This window comes from Burkholderia sp. Ac-20365 (genome assembly GCF_017104715.1).
Lineage (GTDB): Bacteria > Pseudomonadota > Gammaproteobacteria > Burkholderiales > Burkholderiaceae > Paraburkholderia.
The window spans coordinates 42,863-59,761 of the sequence record NZ_JAAGPI010000029.1; the positions used below are offsets into that span (position 1 = coordinate 42,863).

Annotated in this window: 14 protein-coding genes; 7 read left to right on the forward strand and 7 right to left on the reverse strand. The window is 63.2% G+C overall.

Annotated features, from left to right (window positions below):
- Positions 1-29: 29 nt before the first annotated feature.
- Positions 30-950, reverse strand: a complete 921-nt coding sequence (locus tag G3O01_RS33280; RefSeq protein ID WP_205811235.1) for a LysR family transcriptional regulator — start codon at positions 948-950, stop codon at positions 30-32.
- Between the two features lie 98 nt (positions 951-1,048).
- Here G3O01_RS33280 and G3O01_RS33285 point away from each other — a divergent pair, with 98 nt between their 5' ends.
- Positions 1,049-2,179, forward strand: coding sequence for a DSD1 family PLP-dependent enzyme (locus G3O01_RS33285; RefSeq protein ID WP_205811236.1), 1,131 nt, complete (start codon positions 1,049-1,051; stop codon positions 2,177-2,179).
- Positions 2,180-2,192: 13 nt separating this feature from the next.
- Here G3O01_RS33285 and G3O01_RS33290 read toward each other — a convergent pair whose 3' ends face one another.
- Positions 2,193-3,164 (reverse strand): ornithine cyclodeaminase family protein, encoded by a 972-nt coding sequence (locus G3O01_RS33290; RefSeq protein ID WP_205811237.1) that lies wholly within the window; start codon positions 3,162-3,164, stop codon positions 2,193-2,195.
- Positions 3,154-3,786: a helix-turn-helix transcriptional regulator gene (locus G3O01_RS33295; protein WP_205811238.1), complete on the reverse strand. Its 633-nt coding sequence runs from the start codon at positions 3,784-3,786 to the stop codon at positions 3,154-3,156. Before G3O01_RS33295 ends, G3O01_RS33290 begins: the two co-directional genes overlap by 11 nt.
- A 151-nt stretch (positions 3,787-3,937) precedes the next feature.
- Here G3O01_RS33295 and G3O01_RS33300 point away from each other — a divergent pair, with 151 nt between their 5' ends.
- From G3O01_RS33300 to G3O01_RS33315, 4 genes are all read left to right on the forward strand, one after another.
- The gene (locus G3O01_RS33300) at positions 3,938-4,684 is read left to right on the forward strand and encodes a carbonic anhydrase family protein (protein ID WP_205811239.1); all 747 of its coding nucleotides are present in this window, start codon (positions 3,938-3,940) and stop codon (positions 4,682-4,684) included.
- 67 nt (positions 4,685-4,751) lie between these two features.
- Positions 4,752-5,141, forward strand: a complete 390-nt coding sequence (locus tag G3O01_RS33305) for a DUF6232 family protein (RefSeq protein ID WP_205811240.1) — start codon at positions 4,752-4,754, stop codon at positions 5,139-5,141.
- Between the two features lie 131 nt (positions 5,142-5,272).
- Positions 5,273-5,611 carry a hypothetical protein gene (locus G3O01_RS33310; RefSeq protein WP_205811241.1) on the forward strand — a complete coding sequence of 113 codons (339 nt, stop codon included), beginning with the start codon at positions 5,273-5,275 and terminating at the stop codon, positions 5,609-5,611.
- 160 nt (positions 5,612-5,771) lie between these two features.
- Entirely contained in the window at positions 5,772-6,827 is a 1,056-nt protein-coding gene (locus G3O01_RS33315; RefSeq protein ID WP_205811242.1) for a hypothetical protein, read from the forward strand.
- Between the two features lie 79 nt (positions 6,828-6,906).
- Here the strand turns inward: G3O01_RS33315 and G3O01_RS33320 are convergent, their stop codons facing one another.
- Positions 6,907-9,360 (reverse strand): glycogen/starch/alpha-glucan phosphorylase, encoded by a 2,454-nt coding sequence (locus tag G3O01_RS33320; RefSeq protein WP_205811243.1) that lies wholly within the window; start codon positions 9,358-9,360, stop codon positions 6,907-6,909.
- A gap of 381 nt (positions 9,361-9,741) precedes the next feature.
- Between G3O01_RS33320 and G3O01_RS33325 the strand changes: the two genes are divergently transcribed.
- Both G3O01_RS33325 and G3O01_RS33330 read left to right on the forward strand, forming a co-directional pair.
- Complete coding sequence (locus G3O01_RS33325; protein ID WP_205811244.1) at positions 9,742-9,969, forward strand: hypothetical protein; 228 nt, start codon at positions 9,742-9,744, stop codon at positions 9,967-9,969.
- Between the two features lie 314 nt (positions 9,970-10,283).
- Positions 10,284-11,666 carry an MFS transporter gene (locus G3O01_RS33330; protein ID WP_205811314.1) on the forward strand — a complete coding sequence of 461 codons (1,383 nt, stop codon included), beginning with the start codon at positions 10,284-10,286 and terminating at the stop codon, positions 11,664-11,666.
- Positions 11,667-11,717: 51 nt separating this feature from the next.
- Here the strand turns inward: G3O01_RS33330 and ltaE are convergent, their stop codons facing one another.
- The 3 genes from ltaE to G3O01_RS33345 form a co-directional block, all read right to left on the reverse strand.
- On the reverse strand, positions 11,718-12,722 hold the full coding sequence (gene ltaE, locus G3O01_RS33335; RefSeq protein WP_205811245.1) for a low-specificity L-threonine aldolase: 1,005 nt from the start codon (positions 12,720-12,722) through the stop codon (positions 11,718-11,720).
- Positions 12,723-12,842: 120 nt separating this feature from the next.
- On the reverse strand, positions 12,843-15,590 hold the full coding sequence (locus tag G3O01_RS33340) for an EAL domain-containing protein (protein WP_205811246.1): 2,748 nt from the start codon (positions 15,588-15,590) through the stop codon (positions 12,843-12,845).
- Positions 15,587-16,393: a transporter substrate-binding domain-containing protein gene (locus G3O01_RS33345; RefSeq protein WP_205811247.1), complete on the reverse strand. Its 807-nt coding sequence runs from the start codon at positions 16,391-16,393 to the stop codon at positions 15,587-15,589. The genes G3O01_RS33340 and G3O01_RS33345 overlap by 4 nt, the downstream gene beginning before the upstream one ends.
- Positions 16,394-16,899 lie beyond the last annotated feature (506 nt).

Sequence of the window (16,899 nt, forward strand, 5' to 3'; positions counted from 1 at the left end):
CATTTTGTAAATTAACGTGCCGCACAGTGCTATCGGCGCCATGGCGGCGGGTCCATCGCGGCCCGTGCCGCATCGAGGAAAAGCCGCACGCGCGCGGGCACGCCCTTTCGCGTCGGCACGAGCGCGACGATGGGCGCGGGCGCGAGCCGCCACTGCGGCAGCAGGCGCCTGAGCTTTCCGCTTGCGATCAACGCACCCGCGTCCCATTCGGAGCGCACCATGATGCCGAGTCCGCGCATCGCCCAGTCGCCGATTACACCGCCATCGTTCGAAGACAGCGCACCTGTCACGCGAACCGTGACCGCCTTGCCCTCTTTCGCTTTCCGGCCCGACTCGGGCTCGAAGCGCCAGCGCGACACGTCTTCGTCGTTTTCGCGCAGACAGAGGCAAGGCAGATGCGCGAGCGCGGAAGGATGATCGAGCGCCGGAAGACTCGCCGCGAATCGAGGGCTGGCGCACAGGAACCGCTCGTTCGGTGCGAGCACGTGCGCAACCCACGACGAATCTTTCATCTCGCCGATATGGATCACGACGTCCGCGCCTGCGCTATCGGCAAGCGGGTTATCAGAGAGGTTCAGGCTGGCCGTCACGTTCGGATACGCCAGATGAAAGTCCCTGAGAACCGGCGCAATGTGAACGCGCCCGAATCCCAGCGGCGCGACGATACGCAAGCTGCCCGATACAGCCTGATGCTCGGCTGCGATCCGCTCGGGCAGCGTTTCAAGGCGTTCGAGCAGATCGATCGCTTCGTGCATCAGCCGCGTGCCCTCTTCCGTCAGCGAGATGCCGCGCGCCTCGCGCACCGCGAGATGCACGCCCAGCCTCTCTTCGAGCTTTTGCAGCCGCACGGTGAGCGCGGGCGGCGTAACGTCGAGCAGCCGCGCGGCGCCCGCAAGCGAATGCGTTGTGCCGAGCGCGCGGAACATGCGCATATCGTCGAGATCGACCATTAAATTGAATTAAACGAAAGATTGATGAGCGATTAACCACACTATAGCCAAAAGGTCCTACAGTGGACGCGAACCTTCTTTGCATCTGGGACACCGCCGTGAATCTTCCCTCGCTCAACACGCCTGCCGCCATCGTCGATTGCAACGTCATGATGCGCAATATCCAGCGCATGCAGACGCGCATGAACACGCTTGGCGTGACATTCCGTCCGCATGTGAAGACAACCAAATGCGAGCCGGTGGTGCGCGCGCAACTTGCGGCCGGTGCGCAAGGCATCACCGTTTCGACGCTGAAGGAAGCGGAGCAGTTCTTCGCAGCGGGGATCGACGATATCGTCTATGCAGTGGCCATGGCGCCCGGCAAGCTGGAACAGGCGATGCAACTGCGCCAGCGCGGCTGCAATCTGAAAATCATCACGGACAGTGTCCATTCGGCGGAAGCCATCGTCGCATTCGGGCTCGCTCACAACGAGACTTTCGAGGTGTGGATCGAAATCGATGTGGATGGCCATCGCTCCGGTGTCGCGCCTGACGACGACCTGCTGCTCCTGGTAGGCCGCACGCTGCACGACGGCAAGATGAAGCTGGGCGGCGTGCTCGCGCACGCGGGTTCGAGCTACGACTACAACACGACGGCAGATCTGGAGCGCATCGCTGAACAGGAACGCGCCGGTTGCGTGCGTGCGGCTCAACGGCTGCGCGCAGCGGGCTTGCCGTGCGACACGGTCAGCATCGGCTCGACGCCAACCGCGCTTGCCGCGCAGCATCTGGAAGGCGTGACGGAGGTTCGCGCGGGTGTCTATGTGTTCTTCGATCTCGTGATGCACAACGTCGGCGTGTGTGCCGTCGACGAGATTGCGCTTAGCGTGCTAACCACGGTGATCGGTCATCAGGAAAGCAAGGGCTGGGCGATTGTCGACGCGGGCTGGATGGCGATGAGCCGCGACCGCGGCACGCAACGCCAGCAGCAGGACTTCGGCTATGGGCTGGTTTGCACGGAAGACGGCGTGCCCATCGAAGGCTTCGTGATGAGCGCTGCGAATCAGGAGCACGGCATCGTCTCGCAAACAGGTTCGACTGACACGACGATTGCAGAGCGTTTCCCGGTTGGCACGCGGCTGCGCATCCTGCCGAATCACGCTTGTGCAACAGGCGCGCAGCATCCTGAATATCACGCGCTCTCGAACGATGGCGCGGTCGAAACGTGGCCGAGGTTCTACGGCTGGTGAGCGCAAACGCGCGTTACCAGGGCCACGCGACGTTCGTTCCAATACCCGCCTCGCGCGCACGATCGCGCAGCATCCGCGAGACGGTGAGGTCCTGCAATGCGAGGCCCGTCATATCGAAGATCGTGATGGCTTCATCAAGCCGCCCGACTGACGCTGCACCGCCGAGAACCGAGCCAAGCTCCACGCACGGCGTGTCAGGACTCCATTGCAACTCGCCGATCTGCGAAGCCTGCACGCGATCGTCGACATAAACCTGCGCGCGTTCCAGCATGCCCGGCGGCAATTCGCGCTTTCCTTTCGTATCGGCGCCCACGCAGTTGATATGCGTGCCCGGACGCACAGCGTCAGCGCTGAAGAGCGGACCGCCGCCCGGTGTTGCCGTGATTACGATGTCGCTTTGCGCAACGGCTTCATCCGCTTGCTTCGCGTGCCCGACTGCGCAACGTGCTGCGAACAACGCTTCGAACGCAGCGTCGGGCTCACCATTCGCCGTCACGTAGCGAACGGTCTTCAATTGCTGCATCAGATGCAGCGCAAATGTCACCTGAATACGCGCCTGCGTGCCTTTGCCGAAGACGCAGAGGCTCTCGCTGTCCTTGCGCGCCAGATTCCGCAGACCAAGACCGCCCGCCGCGCCCGTTCGCATCGTCGTAATCGCATTGCCGTCGATCACGCATTCGGGACGTCCCGTTGCGGGATCGACGAGCATCACGGTCGCCTGATGCGGCTCGCCGCCCAGCGTGCGATTGGACGGCCAGAAACCCGCCGCCTTGAAGCCCAGCAGCGCTTCTGCCTGCACGTCACCCGACTTGATGCCGAACACGCCGCCCGTCGCAAGCTTTTCTCGCACGACGGGAAACACACGCCCTTGCCCTTCGGCATGCAGCACGAACGCACGATGCGTGGCAGAGAGCACGTCGTCGATCGTGAGCAGCTGTTCGACGTCGTCCTTGTTCAGAAGCAGCAATGTCGCGTCATTTGGCATCGTTGTACACCGTCGCACGAGATACGCCCAGATGGGCAGCAATGATTTCCATCGACTTGCGAACCTCCAGAAAACCCGCCTGCTTCAGTTCCTGCATCAACGCGCGCCGTTGTTCCGTCTTCAGCGCCTGCGGCGTGGTGGACAGCGACATTACATACTGGTCGATACGCTCGCGGATCGCTTCGGCATTGGCGGGATCGAGCGATTCCCTGGCGCCGACACCGGACGTGGTGCAGAACTGTTCGAGAACGTTCTGGATACCGCGAAACAGATTCAGGTCGACATTCAGGCACAGCGCAGCCACATAACGTCCCGTCGAATCCTTGATCCCCACCGACGTGCTCTTCGCGCGCCGGCCGTCGCTGAACTGGTTCGGATAGTTGGTCAGCAGCTGCGGATAGTTTTCGTCTGCGATCCGTGCAAGCCCGAGTTCCGTTGTCGGATCGCCGACGGCACGCCCGGACAGGTTGTTGTGAATCGCGAGAATGGAATGTCCCGGATCGCGCAGATCGTGCACCACCACTTCGCAAAACGGCGCGAATGTCTGCCCCAGACCGTCAGCGATCTGCTTCACCTGATCGAGTAGCGACTCCTGCTCCCGTTCCAATGCGCTCTTTTTCATAATAGACGTTTTATCTAAAGTTACCAATATTGTACAGTCAATCGGGTTCATGAAGCACGTAAGCGAAAACACCGTGCGGGTTCATTTCTCTTGAACGCCACCCGGCATCGCCTATAGTCGATTGATGCGTGACGCATCGGGTGCAAATACCATGTGCAATACGTATGAATATCCACGCCAGTACTCGGGCTCGGGCCGTCGCCGGTTTCTGCGGTTGACGGGTGCCGCGGCTGTCGCCGGGCTTGCCCAGATCACGTTGATGCCGGACGTGGCGCAGGCCGATTCGCTGACCAAAGCGCAGCGCGACAGAATGACGCCGCAACAGATCATCGACGAGATGAAAGCTGGCAACGCGCGCTTCCAGAAAGGCGAGCGCAAGCCGCGCAACTATCTGCGCGAGCAGCGCGCAAGCGCGGCGGGACAATATCCCGCCGCCGTACTGTTGAGCTGCATCGATTCGCGCGCACCCGCCGAAGTCATCATGGACCTCGGCATCGGCGACATCTTCAACTGCCGCGTCGCCGGCAACATCGAAAACAACGACATCCTCGGCAGCATGGAGTTTGCGTGCAAGCTGTCGGGCGCGAAGGTCGTCGTCGTGATGGGACACACGGCTTGCGGCGCGATCAAGGGCGCCATTGCGGACGCCGAACTGGGCAATCTCACGGCCTTGCTCGACAAGATCAAACCGGCGGTGCAGGCCACGGAGTACAGCGGCGAGCGCAGCGCAACGAATTACGCGTTCGTGAATGCCGTGGCGCGCAAGAACGTCGAACTGACGATCGCGAACATACGGCGCGACAGCCCCGTGCTGGCCGAGATGGAAAAGCAAGGCACGGTAAGGATCGTCGGCGCGATGTACAACCTGAGCACAGGCGCACTCGAGTTTTTCACTTGATCCTTGTCTGGTTGGGCGCTTGCGTTTTCTGTTACGCTGCGCCCTTTCTCCCAGCTTGAATTCAAAGATGGAAACCCCTTTCAACGAACGCGGCGTGTCGGTCACGCGCAATGCGCTGTCGGCGGCCGGCCAGGTCTTTCCGTTGCGCGACATCCAGAACGTGCGCGTCGTCACCGTGCAGAAGAACAGGCTCGTGCCCTACGCGATTTCGCTGATCGGCCTCGCCGGCGCGATCGCGGGCGGCTTGTATGCTTCGCCGCTGGGTGTTGTGGTCGGCGTGATGCTGATCGTCGTTGGCTGGCTGACGTGGCGCACGCAGGACGTCACGCACCGCTTGATGGTGCAGACGGCGGAAAGCGAGCGCGAAGCGCTGTCCAGCATCGATCTGTCGTTCGTCGAACGCGTCGCGCAAACGGTCCGCGATGCGCTTGCTTGCGCAACCGCCCCGAAAAGCTGATTGCACTCGCGCCGCGTTTACACAAAATTGACGGCGCGCAGCCTTCCTTTTAGCACCCGCTTGAGACGCCGCCCGCTACAGTGGACGCGTCTCAACAGCCGCGCCGCCAACCTCGCGGCGGCGCATCGACGATGCACACTGCTACCGCCTCATCGCGCGCATTACCGCGCCGCGCACCCGCCTTCGACTGCTCCACGCACGCTGCCCTGTCGCTCGTGACGATCGACGTGACGGTCCCCGGCACGTCATCGGCAGCGGGACGCCGCGCACTGCTCGCGGCGCTCGGCGAAGGCTCGCGCGTCTTCGTGATGTCCGTCGACAAACGCGCCGACTGCATCACATTTCGCGTCGATGTGATGGCGCGCAGCGTCGGCGATGTCGTCGGCGCGCTGGCCGGCACGCTGCGTCGCGCGACCATTGGCCGCGTGCGCTCCGTCGCACTCGCACAGTCAATCGCGCGGCAGCACTGAAGCAGCATTCACACATTTTTGCAGGTCACGGGAGTCGCCCGCGTAGAGTCGGCGGTCCTGTCATCTCGCGTGCCCTCGCGCGCGGCTAACGCGCACTGCCAAGCCTGAACGGCTGACATGGCTGTCGTCGGAGGGCGCGCACTTCTGCAAGGTGTGTGCGATGTCTGTCCATTACTTCCGGCGCATGGCCGGCTTTGCGGGCGCGCTGATCGTGCTCGCGCTCGCGGCCTGCTCGACGCCGATTTCCACGCCCGTGCCGCCCGACATGAAGGCGAGCCTCATCAACGAAGGACGCGACGGCCTGCTCGTACCGCTCTTCGCAGAGCGCAGCGATCCGCACGGCCGCACGTCGATCGGCCTGCCCGTGCAGATGGATGGCAAATCCGTCTACCTGATGCTCGATACAGGCACGCGCGGCGTGCGCGTGCTGTCGAAGGTCTTGCCGCGTTCCGGTTATCCGTCTGCGGGCACGCGCAGCTCGCTCACCTTCGCGACCGATGCCCAGATATCCGGCGCGGCCATCACGTTGCCGATGAGCATCGTCGGCACGAAGCCTGTCGATGTCGCCGCGCAAGCCGTCGACGAAGTCAGCTGCCTGAAAATCAACAAGCGCTGCGTCGCAATGGACGGCTACACGGGCGAGTTCGGCTGGGCCTTCTCGGGCATCTTCGGCGTCGGCGCCGACGATCCGCGCGATACCTGCTGCACGCCACCGTTACGAGCGCTGCCCGCGAACATCGGTCAGCGCTATATGGTGCGCTCGAATCTCGCGCATCCGTTTCTTGTGCTGAGTCCATCGGTTGCCGTCACGAAAGACTTCACGCTCGTGCCGCTGACGCCTGGCAAGGACGGCTCCGTGCAATGGCCAGTCGGTTGCGTGCAGGTCGGCAGCAAGATGCGCTTCTGCGCGCCCGTCGTGTTTTCGACGGGCGGCACCGACATGATCCGCATCGAAACCGACAAGGCGCCCGACTGGTCCGGCGATGTCGACGAGCACACGCCGTTCGCGCAGGGCAACTACGACGTGATACTCGGCGTGCGCGACTGGGCGCATCGCTTCAACGACGCGCAGGTGACGATCGTGAAGACCGCGCCGGGCGCGAACCGCATCGTGATCGGGTTGATGTCGCTACAGAATATCGACTTGCTGTTCGACTTCGCGCAGGGTCAGCTCGGACTGCGTGCGGCGCGCGACACTGAGCGAATGGGCGGTTAAAGCAACGCACGAATAAAATAAAAACCGCCGCGCGATTCAGCATCGCGCGGCGGTTTTTTTATGCACACATCACATCGCGTCACTCGAGTTCGAGCGGCTTCACATTCCAGATCTCGCGCGCATACTCGGCAATCGTGCGGTCCGACGAGAACTGCCCCATGCCCGCAACGTTCTCGATCGCGCTTCGCGTCCAGCCGCGCCGGTCCACGTAGCGCTTGTCGACTTCGTCCTGCGCCTTCTTGAGTGCGGCGAAATCGGCGAGCACCATGTAGTGATCGCCCCAATCGACCAGCGTGTGGAAGATATCCGAGAAGCGCAATGGATCATCCGGCGAGAAGAAGCCGGTGCGAATCTGGTCGAGCGCCATCTTCAGTTCGGGGTTGTGCTCGTAGATTTCGCGCGGACGATAACCCGTCGCGCGCAACTCGTCGACCTGATCGGCCGTGTGCCCGAAGATGAAAATGTTCTCGCGCCCGACGGCATCGCAGATCTCGATGTTCGCGCCGTCCATCGTGCCGATGGTCAGTGCACCGTTCAGCGCGAGCTTCATGTTGCCCGTGCCCGATGCTTCCGTGCCCGCCATCGAAATCTGCTCCGACAGGTCCGCTGCGGGAATGATCAGCTCGGCCACGCTCACACCGTAGTTCGGCACGAACACCACTTTCAGCTTGTCGCCGATGATCGGATCTTCGTTCACCGTCTTGCCGACATCGCCGATCAGCTTGATGATCGTCTTCGCCATCCGGTACGCAGACGCCGCCTTGCCCGCGAACATCACGACGCGCGGCACCCAGTCGCGCTCGGGATGGGCGCGAATCTGGTTGTAGCGCACGATCACATGCAGCACGTTCAGCAGTTGCCGCTTGTATTCGTGAATGCGCTTCACCTGCAGATCGAAGAGCGCTTCGGGATCGAAGCTCATCTTCGTATGCTGTTGCAGGCGCTGGATCAGACGCAGCTTGTTCTGCCGCTTCGCTTCATGGAACGCGTGAATGAACGACGGATCGTCGCGCAGATCGCGCAGCTTGCCGAGTTCGAACAGATCGCGCCGCCAGTGCGTGCCGATCTGTTCGTCGATCAGCTTCGACATCGACGGGCTCGATTGCGCGAGCCAGCGGCGCGGCGTCACGCCGTTCGTCACGTTGGTGAAGCGCTCGGGCCAGATCTTCGCGAAGTCCGAGAAGATGTCGCGCGTCATCAGTTGCGAGTGCAACTTCGACACGCCGTTGACCTTCTGGCTCGCGACGATAGCCAGATGCGCCATGCGCACGCGCCGCTGCCCATATTCATCGACGAGCGAGATACGACGGATCATGTCGACGTCATGGCCCGAATGCTCGCTGACCTGCTTCAAAAATTCCGCGTTGATCTCGAAGATGATTTCGAGGTGACGCGGCAACAGGCGCGCGAGTGTTTCGACGTCCCACGTTTCGAGCGCTTCGGGCATCAGCGTGTGGTTCGTGTACGAGAACATCTGCTGGATGTCTTTCCACGCCTTCGCCCACGGCACGTGATGCACATCGACGAGCAAACGCATCAGTTCGGGAATGGCGAGCACCGGGTGCGTGTCGTTCAGATGCACCGCCACCTTTTCGGCGAAACGGCCGAACGTGCTGTGCGTTCTCTGATAACGACGGATCAGATCCTGCATCGTCGCCGAGACGAAGAAGTATTCCTGACGCAGACGCAGTTCGCGGCCAGCGGGCGTCGAATCGTCGGGATACAGCAGACGTGAGACGTTCTCCGACATGTTCTTCGCATCGACGGCACGGCGATAGTCGCCCTGATTGAACGCCGACAGATCGAGTTCCTCCGTCGCGCGCGCGGACCACAGACGCAGCGTGTTCGTCGCGCTAGTCGCGAAACCGGGAATCACGGTGTCGTACGCCATCGCGTTCACATGCTGCGTTTCGATCCATTCGACATGACCGTCGCGCTGCACAGTACGTCCGCCGAAATGCACGATGTATTGCACCTCAGGCCGCGGAAACTCCCACGGGTTGCCCGCGCGCAGCCAGTAATCGGGCGTTTCGATCTGCTCGCCATCGACGATCTGCTGCTTGAACATCCCGTATTCGTAACGGATGCCGTAGCCGAAGCCCGGAATGCCGAGCGTCGCCATCGAATCCAGAAAGCATGCAGCGAGGCGCCCCAGACCGCCGTTGCCGAGCGCGGCATCGGGTTCGAGATCGACGAGCGCTTCCATATCGACGCCGAGGTCCGCCAGCGCCTCTTTCACCTGATCGTAGATGCCGAGCGCGAGCAACGCATTCGTGAACGTGCGCCCGATCAGAAATTCCATCGACAGGTAATACACGCGCTTCACGTCCTGCTCGTATTGCAGGCGCGTGGTTTTCATCCAGCGCGCGACGAGCCGGTCGCGCACGGCGAGCGCCGCGGCATGCAGCCAGTCCTGCGGGCGCGCAGTCACGGCGTCCTTGCCGACGCCGTACATCATGCGGTTGGAAATCGAGCGCCGCAGCGCGTCGACGGTACTGTTGAGCTGGTCGAATTCCAGATCCACCGCTGTCATCGAAGCCTCCGGTAAAACGACGCGGCGCGCGCTTCACTGCTTGCGTATTGGATGCGGGCGGCGCGAGCCGGTCTGGTGGATAAATAAGCAGAGTAGGACATTTTGCGTCATCCCGCGTCTGCGGCCATTACGTTATCGAAAAGCCCGCCAACCCAAGCAGACAAACCTTACCGTCACGCAGTTCCTTAACTGCATAGTTTGGTTTTGCCGGGCGTTACTCTGAAGATCCTGCGGTTGGCACGATGCCGGTGCAGACGGCTCTGTTCCTTGCACTAGTATGGATGAGTAAAAAGGCGGATCGGAGACAGCCTCGCCGTGCTGCGTCCCGCCGAGTCCCGCTGTAGCGTCGCTGGCATCGTCGTGCTCCGATGGAGGTCGAAAATGAACGCACAATCCGTGCTCGGAATCATCCATGCGCAGGAATTGCTGATCGTGTCGCTGATCCGCGCGCTTCCGCCCGGCGACCGGCGCAAGGTGTCCGACGAATTCCAGGGGCAAGTCGAACTGGCCGAAGCGCCGCATCTGAGCGACGGCCACGATCAGGAGATGACGGAAGCATTCAGGGCGCATATCCGCAAGCTGTCGATTCTGCTGGCGTCGTGCAGCTGATGCCTACGCGGGGCTGAACGCCCACGCCGATTGGCGGTCGCCGCTGGCGGCTGACAGTTAGTTGCACGATGTTCCGATTGTTGCCGTAATAGACCATCAATCGCGGCAACGACTTGCAACGACCTTTCAAAAGCAGCGATTTTGCGCGGCGCTCAGCAGAATCCGCGCCGCTCTGTAACAATCGCTTCATTCGCTTCGAGCACGGCGGCCGCCCGAGCATGCGGCCGATGCCGATACGCGCCCTGCTCACCCATCTGCAGAGCCTGTCCTTGTCCGAGAACACACCCAACCCGACCCGCGTCGCCGACGGTCCCATGTCCGCCGGCCACCGTTTCGCGATGGCGGCGATCATGCTGTCCGTCGCGCTCGCCTCCCTCGATACCGCCATCGCCAATACGGCGCTGCCCGCAATGGCCGCGGATCTGCACACGAAGCCGGCCGCCTCGGTATGGATCATCAATGCGTATCAGCTGGCGATGGTCGCGACGCTGCTGCCGCTCGCCGCGCTCGGCGATATCGTCGGCCACCGGCGCATCTATATCGGCGGGATCTGCGTGTTCACGGCGGCCTCGCTCGCCTGCGCGCTGTCGCCGACGCTGCCCTGGCTGGCGGGCGCGCGCGTCGTACAGGGTCTCGGCGCGGCGGCGATCATGAGCGTGAATACCGCGCTTATCAAGCATCTTTATCCGCCGCATCGGCTCGGGGCCGGTGTCGGGTTGAACGCGCTGGTGGTGGGTGTGTCGTTCGCGGTCGGGCCGACGGTGGCGTCGCTGATTCTTTCGGTGGCAAGCTGGCCGTGGCTGTTCGCCGTCAATGTGCCGCTCGGCGTGCTGGCGCTGTCGTTCGCGTTGCCGGGCCTGCCGCGCACGCCGCGTGGCACGCATCATTTCGACCGCGTTGCGGCGCTGCTGAACGTGATCACGTTCGCCGCGCTGATCTTCGCGCTAGGTGAAGCGGCACAGCGTGCATCGACGTCGATCGTGCTCGGCGCGGCTGCTGTCACCGTGATCTTCGGCGCGCTGCTGATGCGCCGTGAAGCCGGCCACCCGGCGCCAATGCTGCCCGTCGATCTGTTCAAGCTGCCCGTATTCGCACTGTCTGCCGTGACGGCCGTGTGCTCGTTCGCCGCGCAAGGGCTCGCGTTCGTCTCGCTGCCGTTCTATTTCGAAGATGTGCTGCATCGCAGCCAGGTCGAAACAGGCTTTCTGATGACGCCGTGGCCGGTAATCGTCGCGCTGGCGGCGCCGTTCGCTGGTCGGCTGTCCGATCGCTATCCGCCGGGGCTGCTCGGCGCGATTGGTCTTGCGATCCTGTGCGGCGGCATGGCCGCGCTCGCGATGCTGCCGCCGCATCCGTCTGTGCTCGATATTTCGATCCGCATGGCGATCTGCGGCGCGGGCTTTGGTTTCTTCCAGTCGCCGAACCTGAAAGCGCTGATGGCCAGCGCACCGCCCAATCGCAGTGGTGGCGCGAGCGGGATCATTGCGACGTCGCGGCTGATCGGGCAAGCGACGGGCGCGGCGCTGGTGGCGTTGAGCTTCAGCATCGCGGGACGTCACGGCCCGACGCTTGCACTCGCGACGGGCGCGGTGTTCGCCGGGGCGGCGAGTATCGCGAGCGGGTTGCGGTTGTTCGCGCCGTCGCATCGCGCGCCGGTTGGTGTGGCAGCGGCAACGGTCACGGCTAAGGAGCAGTAGACGACTTGGGATTCGCGCTTCACACAACCCGCGTGTGAAGCGCCAGGCGCGTTACCGCGCGAAGTAATCCTTCACCGCCACCACAAACGTATCGATATCCGCGCGCGACACATCCATATGCGTCACGAAGCGCGACGCATACAGCATCTGCGTGAGGATCCCCCGCTCTTTCAGCCATGCCTCGAGCGGCGCGCAATGCTCTTGCGGGAACTGCGCGAACACCATGTTGGTCGCCTGCGACTGCACCTTCACCTGATCGATCTGCGCGAGCCCTGCCGCCAGATGCGCGGCATTGTCGTGATCTTCTGCGAGCCGTTCGACGTTGTGATCGAGCGCATAGAGACACGCCGCCGCGAGCACGCCAGCCTGGCGCATGCCGCCGCCCAGCACCTTGCGCCAGCGGTGCGCCACGTCGATCAGCGCCTTGCTGCCGACCAGCACCGAACCAACAGGCGCACCGAGTCCCTTTGAAAAACAGATGGAAACCGAGTCGAACGGCGCGCACAGCGCCTCGACCGGCTGCTTCGACGCGACGGCCGCATTGCAGACGCGAGCGCCGTCCAGGTGAGTGGCCAGCCCGCGTTCGCGCGCAAGCTGCGTCGCCTCGGCGACATAACCCGCCAGCAGCACCTTGCCGCCGATCGTGTTCTCCAGCGCGAGCAGACGCGTGCGCGCGAAGTGGTTATCGATGGGCTTGATCGCGCCGATGATCTTGTCGAGAGGAATCGAGCCGTCCAGCGCATTTTCCAGCGGCTGCGGCTGGATGCTGCCGAGCACGGCCGCGCCGCCGCCTTCGTATTTGTACGTGTGCGCCGCCTGACCGACGATGTATTCATCGCCACGCGCGCAATGCGCCATCAGCGCAGCGAGATTGCTCTGCGTGCCGCTGGGGAAGAACAGACCGGCTTCCTTGCCCGCGCGTTCGGCAACGGTGGCTTGCAGGCGCAGGACCGTCGGGTCGTCGCCCCAGACGTCGTCGCCGGTTTCGGCGGCCGTCATCGCGGCGAGCATGTTCTTGCTGGGACGGGTCACGGTATCGCTGCGCAAATCGATCATGTGCTTTTCCTCGAGGATGACGGGGCGCCCCACGTACAACGGCACAACGCGTGAAGCGCGCGAATTGAATCCCGAGAGTTTATCAACTCCGCAGGATCAGGGCAGATTGCCCTGCCACCCTCAAGGCGTCTCCAGCGCCCACTCCTTCGAATCGAAGGTATCCGCGAAAACCTCGAAATCTTCGATAGGCAGCGGCCGGCAGAACAGATAGCCCTGATACGCCTGACATCCGGCATCGGCCAGGAACTGCCGCTGCGCTTCCGTCTCCACGCCTTCCGCGATCACGCCCAGCCCCAGACTCTGTGCGAGCGCAACGATCGTGCGCGCGATCACGGCATCGTTCGGATCGTCGAGCACGTCGCGCACGAACGACCTGTCGATCTTCAATTGCCCGAGCGGCAAGCGCTTCAGATACGACAGCGACGAATAGCCGACGCCGAAATCGTCGAGCGAAAACACCACGCCTTTGGTGCGCAACAAGGTCATCTTGCCGATGATGTCCTCGACGTTGTCGACCAGCACGCTTTCCGTCAATTCCAGCTTCAGCCGGCTCGGATTGGCGCCCGTGCGCGCGAGCGCATCGAGCACGCTGGCGACGAAGTTGCCTTCGCGCAGCTGCTGCGCGCTCACGTTCACGGCGATCGACAGATGCGCGCGGTCCTCGCGCGTCGCCCACTGCGCGAGCTGCCGGCAGGCGGTATCGAGCACGCGGTCGCCAAGCGACAGGATCAGTCCGGTCTCTTCGGCCAGCGGAATGAATTCGGCGGGCGGCACGAGGCCGTGCTCGGGATGCTGCCAGCGCACCAGCGCCTCGGCGCCCGTCACGCGCTCGCCGTTGTACACCTGCGCCTGATAGTGAACCAGCAACTGGTCTTCGTCGATTGCGCGGCGCAGCGCCGCTTCCAGCGCCGCGCGTTCCATCACGACTGTCTGCATCGCCGGGTCGAAGAAGCAGATTGCGTTGCGGCCGCTTTCCTTCGACTTGTACATCGCCAGATCGGACTGTTTCAGCAGTTCGTCGATCGACGTCTCGTGTCCCGTGAACAGCGTCGCGCCAATGCTCGCCGTGCTGCGGAATTCCGTGCCCGCGAGGTAGTACGGGCTGGACAGCGCGGCCAGCACCTTCTCTGCGGCGCTCTCGGTTTCGCTCGCGGCTTCGTCGCGGTTGCGGCTCAGGTCGCTCAGCACGATCACGAACTCGTCGCCGCCCATGCGCGCGACGGTATCGCCCTCGCGCACGCTCAGCAGCAGACGTTTCGCGACCTGGCTCAGCAGCAGGTCGCCCTTGTCATGGCCGAGCGTATCGTTGAGCGTCTTGAAGTTGTCGAGGTCGACGAACAGCAGCGCGCCGTGCGTATGGTTCTGCGCGCTCAGTGCGATCACCTGCTTGAGCCGGTCGCGCAGCAGCGTGCGGTTGGGCAGATGCGTGAGCGCATCGAAGAACGCCAGTTCCTTGATCTGCTCTTCGGCGAGCTTGCGCTCGGTGATGTCGTAGTGCGTGCCGACGTAATGCGTGACGCGTCCATCCACTGCTTTCACGGCCGTGATGGTCAGCCACTTCGGATAGATCTCGCCGTTCTTGCGGCGGTCCCAGATTTCGCCTTGCCAGCCGCCCACGCGCCGGATCGTGTCCCACATGTCGCGGAAGAACGCGGCATCGTGACGGCCCGAGCTGAGCATGCGCGGATTCCTGCCGATCACATCTTCGGCCGTGTAGCCGGTGCACTCCGTAAAAGCCGAATTGACGCGCAGAATGGTGCCCGCGGCGTCCGTCACCATCATTCCTTCGAGCGAATCGAACGCGACGGCGGCAATGCGCAGTTCGGCCTCGCTCGCGCGCACTTCGGCCGTCATCTTCGACGCGAGCCGCATCGCACGGCTGCGGCCGCTCGCGAGACTCCACGCCAGCAGCGCGAGCAGGATGCTCAGGCCGGCGCCCGTGCAGGCGATCAGCAGCTTCGCGTTGCGGCCGAAGCGCGCCTTGAAGTCGGGCTGCGCGGTCATCGACAGCGTCCAGTCGTGGCCGCCCACCACCAGGTATTCGTTCGCGGAGATCACGTCGGGGTTCTTCGGCTCCGCCGAGCGGTACAGCAGCGATTCCTGCGACGGCTGCGTGCCATCGAAAATCGACAGATAAAGGCCTGGCGGCGCCTCGCCGTAGAGGCTCGCCAGCACGTCGCGCATGCGGAACGCCGCGTACACCCAGCCGAGCAGATGTGCACGGCGGTCCTCAACGTTGTCTTGCGGTTCGCCGCGCGCGTAGATGGGCAGATACATCACGAAGCCGGCGACGGGCGGCGTGTTCGCATCCGAGGCCAGCTGCACCTTGCCCGACACGACGGCGAGGCCGGAATCGCGCGACTTTTCCATCGCCAGGCGCCTGACCGGGCTCGACCACGAGTCATAGCCGAGCAGCGAATTGCCCGCGCCCGACACCAGTTCGCGCGCGATCACGGGCGCGTAGCCGTTGCGCTCGCCGGGCGGCGTGATCCCATAGTGGCGGCCTGTGCGCACACGCATGTCGGCCTCGTGCGCGTCGCGCTTTTGCGCCGGTACCCATTGCACGATGCCGATTGCCTGCACGCCCGCGAAGTTCGCGTCGGCATTGATCGCGCCCAGGTAGCCGTGAAATGCGTCGAGATCGAGCGTGCCGCGTGCGGCGAACATGCCCTGCACGCCGCGCAGCATCTGCTCGTAAGTCGCCATGCGCTGTTCGATGCGGCTCACGGCATCGCCCAGCGCGAAGTTGAATTCCGACAGCAGCTCGCGCCGCGCGGCCTGGCGCTCGTGATCCCACACTGACCAGGTGATGCTCAACCCGGTCAGGAGAATCAGCAGCGGCAGCAGGACGAGGCGCGCGCGGTTCATCGCGGTAGTGTGAAGTCGACCATCGAGTCCGCGAGTTCAGGTTTGAAGTACTTCCTGAAGATGCGGCGCACCGTGCCGTCGGCGCGCATGTCCTCGACGAGGGCGCGCCATTTCTCCCGCTCTTCCGGCGACAACGACCTCTTCGACATGATGAGGCCGTGCGGCGTAGCGGCGTCGTTGAATTCGATGATGGTGGTGATGTCGCGGATGCGCTTCTCATCCAGCGCCGGATAGTCGAACGGCTCGATGATCATCCCCTGAATGCTGCCGCGCATCAGCGCCTGGTAGAGCGGCTCCAGCCCGCCCGCCTGACTGACGCGATTGGCTGCGGCGAGCGTATCGACCAGTTCGTTAGCCGACTGACCATACCGGAAGCTTCTTATGACGCCAAGCTGAAAGTTGTCGTTGTGTTCAAAATCGGACAACTGCCGGATGCCTGCGTCCTTGCGCACGAGCAGATAGAACTTGTCGCTGAAGTACCAGGCGAACGCGGCGTAGCGGTCGCGCTCCTCGTTCGTGATACCGGACAGGCTGAAGTCGAGCGCGCCCGATTCGATCACCTTCCAGATACGCGCCCGCGACATCAGGCTGACGCGGATATCGCAGCCGCTGCGGCGGGCCAGTTCGTCGGCGAAATCCTTGTCGATGCCCGCGTTGGTGTCCTGCGAATAGAGCAGGCCGTGATCGTGCAGCGCGAGCGTGAAGGGACGCGTGCAGTCAGGGCCGCCCGCGAATGCAGGGGTGCTGGCGGCACCCAGTGTCGCAAGCGCGACCAGCAAGCCGATGAGTCCGCGGTGAATCACGGTAATGCTCCCCGTTGTTTTGTTCGGTGATGAGGTGCTTGCTTTCGCCGTGCGCAGATGATTGCGCAAGATGGCGAGCCTACGCGAAAACTGTCCTTTCGGGTTAACGGCAAAAAAGACCGCGAACTTGACCTGGTGTTTGCGAGGATCAGCAAGCGGCTGGAACCTGCGAGGCCGATCGCGCGCTCATTTCAATTCGCTAACGGGTGGGCCGTCTGACTCTCACCTGAAGCACGCGTCGACTCCCAAAAGCTCTGCTGCTGCAGCGTTAAATGCGCAAACGCGGCTTGCTTTGTCTGTGTCGAGCGTTATGCCGCTGCGCTTCGGTTCTATCGCGCGGCTAGCCGCCGGGCAATGCCTCGCACCGCAACAGGCAAAGCGTTTCAGTTTCATGTCAGTGTGTTTCGTCAGTAAGTCATTTCGGCACTGCACGTAGCAGTGTGGACATCGCGAGCCCTGGAACAGAACGGCGCACAACGTCGGCAAGTGCCTGTTCATTGACATCA

What these genes read in the sequence shown, in the direction of transcription:
- G3O01_RS33315 (WP_205811242.1), top strand. Translation starts at nt 5,772, where the DNA reads ATGTCTGTCCATTACTTCCGGCGCATGGCCGGCTTTGCGGGCGCGCTG.
- G3O01_RS33340 (WP_205811246.1), bottom strand. Translation starts at nt 15,590, where the DNA reads ATGAACCGCGCGCGCCTCGTCCTGCTGCCGCTGCTGATTCTCCTGACC.
- G3O01_RS33320 (WP_205811243.1), bottom strand. Translation starts at nt 9,360, where the DNA reads ATGACAGCGGTGGATCTGGAATTCGACCAGCTCAACAGTACCGTCGAC.
- G3O01_RS33290 (WP_205811237.1), bottom strand. Translation starts at nt 3,164, where the DNA reads ATGCCAAATGACGCGACATTGCTGCTTCTGAACAAGGACGACGTCGAA.
- G3O01_RS33330 (WP_205811314.1), top strand. Translation starts at nt 10,284, where the DNA reads ATGTCCGCCGGCCACCGTTTCGCGATGGCGGCGATCATGCTGTCCGTC.
- G3O01_RS33305 (WP_205811240.1), top strand. Translation starts at nt 4,752, where the DNA reads ATGGAAACCCCTTTCAACGAACGCGGCGTGTCGGTCACGCGCAATGCG.
- G3O01_RS33280 (WP_205811235.1), bottom strand. Translation starts at nt 950, where the DNA reads ATGGTCGATCTCGACGATATGCGCATGTTCCGCGCGCTCGGCACAACG.
- G3O01_RS33300 (WP_205811239.1), top strand. Translation starts at nt 3,938, where the DNA reads ATGTGCAATACGTATGAATATCCACGCCAGTACTCGGGCTCGGGCCGT.
- G3O01_RS33295 (WP_205811238.1), bottom strand. Translation starts at nt 3,786, where the DNA reads ATGAAAAAGAGCGCATTGGAACGGGAGCAGGAGTCGCTACTCGATCAG.
- ltaE (WP_205811245.1), bottom strand. Translation starts at nt 12,722, where the DNA reads ATGATCGATTTGCGCAGCGATACCGTGACCCGTCCCAGCAAGAACATG.
- G3O01_RS33310 (WP_205811241.1), top strand. Translation starts at nt 5,273, where the DNA reads ATGCACACTGCTACCGCCTCATCGCGCGCATTACCGCGCCGCGCACCC.
- G3O01_RS33325 (WP_205811244.1), top strand. Translation starts at nt 9,742, where the DNA reads ATGAACGCACAATCCGTGCTCGGAATCATCCATGCGCAGGAATTGCTG.